Annotated in this window: 9 protein-coding genes, 1 other RNA gene and 1 pseudogene; 6 read left to right on the top strand and 5 right to left on the bottom strand. The window is 72.8% G+C overall.

Going from position 1 to position 9,717, the window contains the following annotated elements:
• Positions 1-52 precede the first annotated feature (52 nt).
• Positions 53-574, bottom strand: coding sequence for an RtcB family protein (locus ACWDS7_RS43120; protein WP_451934001.1), 522 nt, complete (start codon positions 572-574; stop codon positions 53-55).
• Between the two features lie 40 nt (positions 575-614).
• Here ACWDS7_RS43120 and ACWDS7_RS43115 point away from each other — a divergent pair.
• Positions 615-683: pseudogene (locus tag ACWDS7_RS43115) on the top strand (hypothetical protein); the annotation flags it as partial.
• Between the two features lie 208 nt (positions 684-891).
• Here the strand turns inward: ACWDS7_RS43115 and rnpB are convergent.
• The 4 genes from rnpB to ACWDS7_RS43095 form a co-directional block, all read right to left on the bottom strand.
• Positions 892-1,284, bottom strand: an RNA gene (rnpB, locus tag ACWDS7_RS43110) — RNase P RNA component class A.
• A gap of 71 nt (positions 1,285-1,355) precedes the next feature.
• Entirely contained in the window at positions 1,356-2,606 is a 1,251-nt protein-coding gene (locus tag ACWDS7_RS43105; protein WP_451934000.1) for a bifunctional RNase H/acid phosphatase, read from the bottom strand.
• Positions 2,603-3,343, bottom strand: coding sequence for a zinc ribbon domain-containing protein (locus ACWDS7_RS43100; RefSeq protein ID WP_451933999.1), 741 nt, complete (start codon positions 3,341-3,343; stop codon positions 2,603-2,605). The genes ACWDS7_RS43105 and ACWDS7_RS43100 overlap by 4 nt, the downstream gene beginning before the upstream one ends.
• Entirely contained in the window at positions 3,340-4,176 is an 837-nt protein-coding gene (locus ACWDS7_RS43095; RefSeq protein ID WP_451933998.1) for a Nif3-like dinuclear metal center hexameric protein, read from the bottom strand. The genes ACWDS7_RS43100 and ACWDS7_RS43095 overlap by 4 nt, the downstream gene beginning before the upstream one ends.
• Positions 4,177-4,256: 80 nt before the next feature.
• On the opposite strand from ACWDS7_RS43095, the gene ACWDS7_RS43090 reads away from it, so the two are divergent.
• The 5 genes from ACWDS7_RS43090 to ACWDS7_RS43070 all read left to right on the top strand — a co-directional run.
• Complete coding sequence (locus ACWDS7_RS43090; RefSeq protein WP_451933997.1) at positions 4,257-5,696, top strand: flavin-containing monooxygenase; 1,440 nt, start codon at positions 4,257-4,259, stop codon at positions 5,694-5,696.
• A gap of 239 nt (positions 5,697-5,935) precedes the next feature.
• Positions 5,936-6,973: a dipeptidase gene (locus ACWDS7_RS43085; protein WP_451933996.1), complete on the top strand. Its 1,038-nt coding sequence runs from the start codon at positions 5,936-5,938 to the stop codon at positions 6,971-6,973.
• Entirely contained in the window at positions 6,970-8,166 is a 1,197-nt protein-coding gene (locus ACWDS7_RS43080) for a M20 family metallopeptidase (protein ID WP_451933995.1), read from the top strand. The genes ACWDS7_RS43085 and ACWDS7_RS43080 overlap by 4 nt, the downstream gene beginning before the upstream one ends.
• On the top strand, positions 8,163-8,996 hold the full coding sequence (locus ACWDS7_RS43075) for a GNAT family N-acetyltransferase (protein WP_451933994.1): 834 nt from the start codon (positions 8,163-8,165) through the stop codon (positions 8,994-8,996). Before ACWDS7_RS43080 ends, ACWDS7_RS43075 begins: the two co-directional genes overlap by 4 nt.
• A gap of 70 nt (positions 8,997-9,066) precedes the next feature.
• Positions 9,067-9,717, top strand: a 651-nt coding sequence (locus ACWDS7_RS43070; RefSeq protein ID WP_451933993.1) for an enolase C-terminal domain-like protein, incomplete at its 3' end; no start/stop codon positions are given.

Below are 9,717 nucleotides of genomic sequence, written 5' to 3'. Positions count from 1 at the left end.
GCCCAGGCGCACTCCTGCGGGCCGCGCCCGGCCGACAGGAGCAGGTGGACGCTCACCGCCGGCCTCGCTTGCGGCGCTGGTCCCGCTGGGGTGCGGATCCGAGATCGGGTGTCTTGTAGGTGACCAGAGGGACCGTGGTGGCCACGGGCGTGGCCAGGTCATGGTCGACGAGGTCGGCGATCACCTGCTCGATGCGCTTGTAGGCCGTCGGCGCCTCCTCGAAGAGCAGCTGACGGTCTCCGCACACCACCAGCGAGCCCACCGGCGTGCGGCGCAGTTCCTCGACCGTGTGCTTGGCCCGGCCCCGGCGCAGGGCGTCCGCACGCGACATCTTGCGGCCCGCGCCGTGCGCGACGGAATGGTTGGCGTCCGGCCCGGCGTGGGCGGCCACGAGATAGGAGGGGGTGCCTCGCGTACCGGCGATGAGCACGTCGCGGCCGTCACCCGGCGCCGCCCCCTTGCGGTGCAGGTAGATCCCGTCTCGGACCTCGACCAGGTTGTGGCACTGGTCGACGCGCTGTTCCGGACGGCGCGCGGCAACCTGATCCGGCGGCGACCACTTCAACGTCGACATCCTCAGACCCGCGATCCTCGTGGCCGGGGTGCCGGTGGACATGACGTTCCACGATCTGCGGCGCACCTTCGCCAGTACGGCCCTCACCGAGGGGGTGCCCATCTCCGAGGTGTCCCGGTGGCCGGGCCACGGGTCCGTCACCACGACCGTGGACCTGTACGGGCATCTGGTCCCGGAGGCGTCCGAGCGGGCACTGACGGGCTGGACAACGCCTTCGCCGCCGGACCTCAACTCACCTGAATGTGCCCCCGATGTGCCCCCTCAGGGTCTCCAGCTCCATGAGCAAAAGCTCCGCCGCAGGTCAGGGGCGGGGAGGGCGGACGAGTCGGCCTGTAGGCCGGGTTCTGTCCTTCACTGACGTGAAGGGGCGACCATCCATCTAGGGCCGCCGTTGCCGGCGGCCTCAAGCGGTCTACCCGCACGACTCGGGCGGGCAGCCCTCGAACGTCGTGCGCGGGACGCTCCGGGGAGCGTCCCTTCTTGACCTTGCTCCAGGTGGGGTTTACCGAGCCGCCCACGTCACCGTGGGCGCTGGTGGTCTCTTACACCACCGTTTCACCCTTACCTCCCTCACGGGAGGCGGTCTGTTCTCTGTGGCACTGTCCCGCGGGTCACCCCGGGTCGGCGTTACCGACCACCCTGCCCTGTGGAGCCCGGACCTTCCTCGGCGGGTCTCCGAAGAGACCCGACGCGGCCGCCCGGCCGGCTCGTCCGCCGTGCGTCCCAGCCTAATGGCTCCCCAAGTGGTCTCCAACCGAGCGGCAAGTCGCCTCCGGTGGAATCAGGGTGCCGTCTCAGCCAGGTGCGAGGTGTCGTTGAACACCTTGACCACCGCCGGGCCGTCGGCGTAGTACTCGATCAGGGACAGGGCTGCCAGATCGAGATGCATGCGGTACAGCGCGGCGAGGGGAGCGAGCAGCGCGGACCGGAGCAGCATCTTGATCGGCGTGACGTGGGAGACGGCGAGGACCGTCCTGCCCTCGTAGCGCTCGACCAGCCGGTCTCCGGTCGCCTGGACCCGCCGCGCCGCCTCCCCGAAACTCTCCCCACCCGGCGGCGCGGCGGACGGGTCCGCCAGCCACGCGGCGAGCAGGTCCGGCCACCGGCGCTGGATCTCGGTGAAGGTGTGGCCCTCCCAGTCGCCGAAGTCGACCTCCCTGAGCCCCTCGTCGACGACCACCTCCAGCCCGAGCCGGGCGGCGACGGTCTCGGCGGTGGCGCGGGCGCGCCTGAGCGGCGAGCTGACGACCACCTGCACGCCGTACGGCCCGCGTGACAGCCTGGCGGCGGCGGCTTCGGCCTGGGCGACGCCGTTGGGGGTGAGCTCCGGATCGCCGAGCCCGGAGAACCTGCGCTCGACCGAGAGCGGCGTCTCGCCGTGCCGGAGCAGGAGCAGCGAGGTCGCCACGGTCGTGGGCGCACGCCAGCCGCTGCCGGCGGTGGGGGCCGCCACGACCTGCTGCCCCGATGAGACGTCATCGGAGTCGAGGAGGTCGAGGAGGGAGTCCTGCGCGGCCGGCGCGGCGGCGGCCGCGGAGGCGGGAGAGCCGGCCCCGCGGGACGGGGCTCCGCCCGCGGTGGAGCCGGCGACCGAGGATCCGCTGAGCTGCCAGGGGCGGCCCTTGGCGGCGGCGTCCATGGCCTCGTTGGCCAGCCGGTCGGCGTCCTTGTTCTTCTCCCTGGGGATCCACTGCCAGGTGACCCGCAGGCGCCGGGCCAGGGCGCCCGCCTCCAGCGCGAGCGGGCGCAGCCCCTCGTTCTTGATCTTCCAGCGGCCGGCCATCTGCTCGATGACCAGTTTGGAGTCCATCCGGACCTCGACGGCGGCGCCGTCGCCCGCGAGGGCGAGAAGCGACTGCAGGCCCGCGATCAGGCCGCGGTATTCGGCGACGTTGTTGGTCTGGGTGCCGATCGCCTCGGCGGTCTCGACCAGCACCTGGCCGTCGGCTGCGTCCTTGACGACGGCGCCGTAGCCGGCGGGGCCGGGGTTGCCCCGGGACCCGCCGTCGGCCTCGACGACGTAGGCGGTCACAGCCCCGACTCTGCGGTGCGGACCAGGATGCGGCGGCATTCCTCGCAGCGGATGACCTCGTCGTGCGAGGCGGCCTTGATGCGGTTGATCTCGGCGATGGACAGGCTCGTGCGGCAGCCGAGGCAGCGGGCGCCCTGCAGCATCGCGGCGCCCACTCCGAACTGCTCGCGGAGCTTCTCGTAGAGGGCCAGCAGGTCGGCGGGGATGTCGGCGGCGACGCCCGAGCGCTTGCCCTTGACCTCGGCGCTCTCCTTGTCGATCTCGGCGAAGGCGGCGTCCCTGCGGTCCTCGGCGACGCCGCGGGCGGCGGCGAGCTCGTCGCGCTCAGCGACGATCTTGGCGACCTGCGCGTCGGCCGACTCGCGGCGCTCCATGATCTCCAGCACGACCTCTTCCAGGTCGCCCTGGCGGCGGTTCAGGGAGGCGATCTCGGACTGGAGGCTGGCCAGGTCCTTCGGCGAGGACACCTGGCCGGAGTCGAGGCGCTTCTGGTCGCGCTCGGCGCGGATGCGGACCGAGTCGACGTCCGCCTCGGCCTTGGACTGCTCGCGGGCCAGGTCGCCCGCCTCGGTCTCGGCGGCGATCACCTGGGTCGCGAGCCTCGCCACGCGGGTGGAGACCTCGTCGATCTCGGCCAGCTCGGGCAGGGTGCGGCGGCGGTGGGCCAGCCGGTCGATGACGGAGTCGAGTTCGGCCAGGTCGAGCAGACGCTTCTGGGCCGCCGGGGCTGCTTTCACTTCAAATCCTCGCACTCTGCTGTTGTCTTCCAAGCGTCCGTGACCGTCTCGGATACGCGCGTCTCAACAGTAATCCCCTTCCCGGCCAATCCGGACTCCAGACGGCGTGCCGCCTCGGCCAGCCAGGGCCACTCGGTGGCCCAGTGGGCGGCGTCGATCAACGCCGGCCCACCGGAGGCCTCCATGAACTCGGACGCCGGATGGTGGCGCAGGTCCGCGGTGAGGAAGACGTCCACCCCGGCGGCGCGGGCCGTGCCGAGGAGGGAGTCTCCCGATCCCCCGCTCACCGCCACCAGCCGGATCTCGCGGTCGAGGTCACCGGCGACCCGCAGCCCGCCCGCCGTACCGGGGAGCCCGCGCGCGGCCTGCCGGGCGAACTCGCGCAGCGACAGCGGGGCGGGTAGCGAGCCGACGCGGCCGAGCCCGCGCCGCGGGTCGTCGGCCGAGGGCAGCAGGGGCGTGAGCGGACCGGCCAGGCCCACGGCGCGGGCGAGCGCGTCGGAGACGCCGGGGTCGGCGACGTCGGCGTTGGTGTGGGCGGTGAAGAGGCCGATGTCGTTCTTGATCAGCGTGTGGACCAGACGGCCCTTGAAGGTGGTGGCCGCGACACTCGTGGTGCCGCGCAGGTAGAGCGGGTGATGGGTGACGATCAGGTCGGCGCCCCACTCGACGGCCTCGTCGGCGACGGCGGCCACCGGGTCCACCGCGAACAGGACTCTGCGCACCTCCGAGGAGGGGTCTCCGCAGACGAGCCCGACGGCGTCCCACGACTCCGCCCATCGGGGGTCGTAGGTCGATTCGAGCTCTCGGACGACGTCGGCGAGGGTAGGCACGTGCGCAGACTACCGGCCTATGTCCGGACGGAGGCGAATCGCTTAATGTAAGTGGATCCCGACCTCCGGAGGGCTGGTCTGTGAGTCCGACTGTCGCGATCATCGGTGCCGGTTTCGGCGGGCTGTGCATGGCCATACAGCTGGAGCGGGCGGGGATCGGCTCCTACACGATTTTCGAGAAGGGGCCCGGCGTCGGGGGCACCTGGCGGGACAACACCTATCCGGGGGCCGGCTGCGACATCCCCTCGCACCTGTACTCCTTCTCCTTCGAGAGATACTCCAGCTGGACCCGCCGCTATCCCGGACAGCCGGAGATCCTCGCCTACCTGGAGATGTGCGCCGACAAGTACGGCCTGCGCCCGCGGATCCGGCTGGACACCGAGGTCACGGCCGCCACGTTCGACGAGTCGCTGGGCAGGTGGCGGGTGCGCACCGCGGCCGGCGAGCAGCTCTTCGACGTGGTGGTGTCCGGGGTGGGGCAGCTCAACCGCCCCCGGCTGCCCGACATCCCAGGGATGCCGGACTTCGCGGGCGCGGCCTTCCACTCCGCCCGCTGGGACCACTCGCGGGACCTGACCGGCAGGCGGGTGGCGGTGATCGGGAACGGGTCGTCGGCGGCGCAGCTCATCCCCCGGGTGGCCGAGGTCGCCGGGCGGGTGGACGTCTTCCAGCGCACCCCCAACTGGGTGATCCCCAAGCCGGACGCCGTCTTCGGCGAGGGCGTCCGGACGGCCTTCCGCCACGTGCCGTTCCTGCAGCGGGGCTACCGCGAGTGGGTCTACCGATACGCCGAGGGCGCCCTCCACCCGGCCCTGGCCGGCGGGTGGAGCGCCGGGATGCTGCGCAGACGTGCCCTGGCCCATCTGCACGGCCAGGTCCGAGATCCGCTGCTGCGGGCCAAGCTGACCCCCGGCTACCCGCCCGGCTGCAGGCGGGTCATCATCGACAGCGACTTCTATCCCGCGCTGACCCGCTCCAACGTGGAGCTCGTCACCGAACCGATCACCCGGATCACCGCGGCGGGCGTCGAGACCACCACCGGCCTCCGCGAGGCCGATGTGATCGTCTACGCCACCGGCTTCCACAGCACCGACTTCCTGGCCCCCATCGAGATCACCGGCCGTCAGGGGCGCCGTCTCGGCGAGGAGTGGAAGGACGGGGCGGAGGCCTACCTCGGCATCGCGGTGCCGCACTTCCCGAACCTGTTCCTGCTCTACGGGCCCAACACCAACCTCGGTCACAACTCGATCGTCTTCATGATCGAATGCCAGGTCGGATACGTCATGGGCTGCCTTCCGCACCTCGCGCGGAGAGGACCGATGGAGGTCAGGCCGGAGGCGATGGACGCCTGGCGGCGGAGCCTGGAGCGGGCGATGGACACCATGGTGTGGGGGGCGGGCTGCACGAGCTGGTACAAGAACTCGGCGGGCCGGGTGACCAACAACTGGCCGGCCCCGACGACCGTCTACCGGCGGATCACCAGGGCGCCCCGTCCGGCGGCCTTCCGCTTCGCGCGCTGACCCGCCGGACCCGCGCGCCGGCCCGCCCCGCGCGCCGCTCCACCCGCCCCACCCGCTCCGCCGGGTGTCCGGGTGTCCGGGTGTCCGGGTGTCCTGGCGACCTGGCGACCTGGCGACCTGGCGACCTGAGGCTACGCGTGCCGGCCGGCGGCCTCACACAGCGCCCCGTCCGGGCGCCGGGCGCGGACTCTCGATAGCGTCGGCGGTGACGAGAGCCACCTGCGAAGAAGGGCCTGCCCGTGTCCGCTGACCTCCACCGTGACGCCGTGGTCGCCGATACCCACAACGACCTGTTGATGGCCGTCACGGCACGACCTCCGCGACAGTGGGCCTCCTTCTTCCGCGAGCGCTGGCTGCCCCAGCTCCGCGAGGGCGGGGTGGACCTGCAGGTGCTGCCGGTCTTCATCGACGACCAGTACCGGCCGGAGGGGGCGCTCAGGCAGACCCTGCGCATGATCGAGTGCGCGCACACCCTGGCGGAGGGCAACCAGGACGCGGTACGGCTCTGCACCGACGGCGCCCAGATCGACGGGGCGCTCGGCGAGGGGAGGATCGCCCTGGTGCTGGCACTGGAGAGCGCTCCCGGCCTGGACGCCGACGTGGAGCTGCTGCCCACCCTGCACCGGCTGGGCGTGCGGGTCGCCTCGATCGCGCACTGGGGCCGTACGGCCCTCGCCGACGGCAGCGGCGAGGACGCCACCGGCAGCAGGCTCACCACGGCGGGGGTGGAGGTGGTCCGGGAGATGGAACGCCTCGGCATGATCTTCGACGTCTCCCACCTGAGCGCCTCCGGGGTGGAGCACGTGCTGGAGCTGGCCACCCGGCCGGTGATGGCGACCCACTCCTCGGCCCGGGCCCTGCGCGAGCACCACCGCAATCTCACCGACGACCAGATCCGCGCCGTCGCCGCGACCGGTGGCGTGGTGTGCGTCAACTTCCTGGCGGCCTTCCTCGCCGACGACCCGGCCGACTACACCGTGGACCGCCTGGTGGACCACATCGAGCACGTCGTGAGCGTCGGCGGGATCGACCACGTCGGGCTCGGCCCCGACTTCATGCGCGAGGTCATGAACGACGTCACGCCGCCGTGCTGCGAGGGGTTCAGCTACAGCGGCGTCGACCCGCTGGCCGCCGTCCCCGGGCTGGCCGGCCCCAGCGGGCTGCCGCTGGTCACCGACGCCCTGCTCAAGCACGGCTTCGCCGACGAGGAGATCGTCAAGATCATCGGTGGCAACGTCCTGCGGCTGTTCCGCGCCGAGCTGGGCAGGCCGGCGTGAACCTGGACGTCATGCTTGAGGACCTGGCGGAGCTCGTCGTCTGCGAGTCCTTCTCCGCCGACCACGAGGCGGTGGCCCGCAGCGCCCGGGTGGTCGCCGACCTGGGGTTCAGGAGGCTCGGCGCGCACCCGGAGACGATCGTGATCGACGGGGTCACCCACCTGCGGTGGACCTTCGGCACGCCCCGGGTCCTGCTGGTCGGCCACCACGACACGGTCTGGCCTGTCGGGACGCTGGCCGAGCACCCCTGGTCGCTCGTGGACGGGATCGCCCGCGGGCCGGGGGTGTTCGACATGAAGGCCGGGCTGGTGCAGGCCTTCCACGCACTGGCCGCGCTGCCGTCGCCGGACGGGGTGTGCGTGCTGGTCACCGGGGACGAGGAGGTCGGTTCGCCGACCTCGCGCGCGCTGATCGAGGAGTCGGCGCGCGGTTGCGCGGCCGCGTTCGTGCTGGAGGCCAGCGCCGACGGCGGGGCGCTCAAGACCGCGCGCAAGGGCACCTCCAACTACCGGGTCACCGTGCACGGCAGGGCCGCGCACGCGGGGCTGGAGCCGGAGAAGGGGGCCAACGCCGCGGTCGAGCTGGCCCACCAGATCCTCGCGCTCAGCGCGATCGCCGCGTCGGTGGACGGCGGGCCGGCGCCGGGCCGGCCGGGCGGCCTGGGTCCGGCCACGGTGACGCCGACCGTGCTGTCGGGGGGCACCACCGTCAACACCGTGCCCGCGCTCGCCGGCGTGGAGGTGGACGTGCGCGTGCCCACCATCGCGGCACAGGAGCGGGTGGACGAGCTGGTGCGGGCGCTGGTCCCCCGGGTCCCGGGGACCCGGCTGGAGGTGAGCGGGGGCCCGAACCGGCCGCCGCTGGAGGAGGCCTCCTCGGCGCGCCTGTTCGAGCTGGCCCGCCGGATCGCGAAGGATCTGGGCATGGGAGCGGTGCGGGGGGTGGCCGTGGGCGGCGCCTCCGACGGGAACTTCACCGCCGGGGCCGGCTGCCCGACGCTCGACGGGCTGGGCGCGGTGGGAGGCGGCGCGCACGCCGCGCACGAGCACGTGGTCGTCGCGGAGATGCCCGGCCGGGCGAGGCTGCTGGCCGGGCTGATCTCGGCGGTGCTGGGGGACGGCTCGGCATCTCAGAAAGACCATTCCGCACCCCGGGAAGACCACTCCGCGCCCTCGGGCAAGGACGGCGGGTGACGGACCGTCCGGCGGGCTCCCCGCGGAGCGACGAGTACGCCGAGGCGGCGGCGGAGGCCGCGGGGGTGCGCATCGTCGAGCTGTCGGAGCTGTCCGGCTTCGAGGAGGTCCACCGGCTGTTCGACGACATCTGGCACCCCGGGCCCGGCGATCCGCCGATCTCCGTGGAGATGATGCGGGCGCTGTCCCACGCGGGCAACTACGTGGCCGGGGCCTACCAGGGCGGCCGGATGGTCGGGGCCTCGGTGGCGTTCTTCGGGGCGCCGCCCGGGCAGGTGCTGCACTCCCATGTCACCGGCGCCTCCGTCGGGCGCGGGATCGGGTTCGCCCTCAAGCTGCACCAGCGCGCCTGGGCCCTCGACCGGGGCCTGGACCGGATCACCTGGACCTACGACCCGCTGGTGCGGCGCAACGCCCACTTCAACATGGTCAAGCTCGGCGCCCGCCCCGAGGAATACCTGCCGTCCTTCTACGGCGTCATGGAGGACGCGATCAACACCGGTGACGAGTCGGACCGGGTGCTCGCCGTCTGGCGGCTGTCCGAGCCGCGGGTGTCGGCGGCCGTCCGGGGCGAGCCGTACCGGCCGCAGGTCCCGCCGGACGCGGTGACCGCCCTGGCCGAGCGCGACGACCGCCCGGTCGCCGGGCGCGGCGACGCCCGGGTGGCGCTGGTCGCGGTCCCCTCCGACATCGAGACGCTGCGCCGCGCCGATCCGGGCGCGGCGCTGGCGTGGCGCCACGCCGTACGTGACGTGCTGGGCGGGTTGATGAGGGAAGGGGCCCGGGTGACCGGGTTCACCGGCGAGGGCCACTACATCGTGGAACGGTGAGCCCGGCCGGAGGGAGCGGGGGCGGGCAACGGCCCCCGGCAGGCGAGGGACCCACCGAGAAGGAGAGAACATGAAGATCACTGGAATCGAACTGCGGCGGATCGGGATGCCGCTGGTCGCGCCGTTCCGCACCTCGTTCGGCACCGAGACCGAACGCGACGTGCTGCTGGTGCGGGTCGTCACCCCCGACGCCGAGGGCTGGGGCGAGTGCGTGGCCATGTCCGACCCCCTCTACTCCCCCGAGTACGTGGACGGTGCCGCCGACGTCCTGCGCCGCTTCCTCATCCCCGCCCTGCCCGCCCACGCCGACGTCCACGGCGTGGGCCGGGCCCTCGAACCGTTCAAGGGGCACCGGATGGCCAAGGCCGCCCTGGAGAGCGCCGTCCTGGACGCCCAGCTCCGGGCCGGCGGGCAGTCCCTCGCCTCCTTCCTGGGAGCGTCCAAGGACCGGGTGCCGTGCGGGGTGTCGGTGGGCATCATGAACTCCGTCCCGGAGCTCCTGGACGCCGTCGGCGGCTATCTCGCGGAGGGCTACGTCCGGATCAAACTGAAGATCGAGCCCGGCTGGGACGTCGCCCCCGTCCGTGCCGTGCGTGAGCGCTTCGGCGACGACCTGCTGCTCCAGGTCGACGCCAACGCCGCCTACACCCTCACCGACGCCCCCCACCTGGCCAAGCTCGACGACTTCGGCCTGCTGCTCATCGAGCAGCCGCTGGCCAAC

The sequence above is a fragment of the Streptosporangium sp. NPDC003464 genome, assembly GCF_053588315.1.
This window is presented reverse-complemented; position numbering and strand designations above follow the sequence as displayed.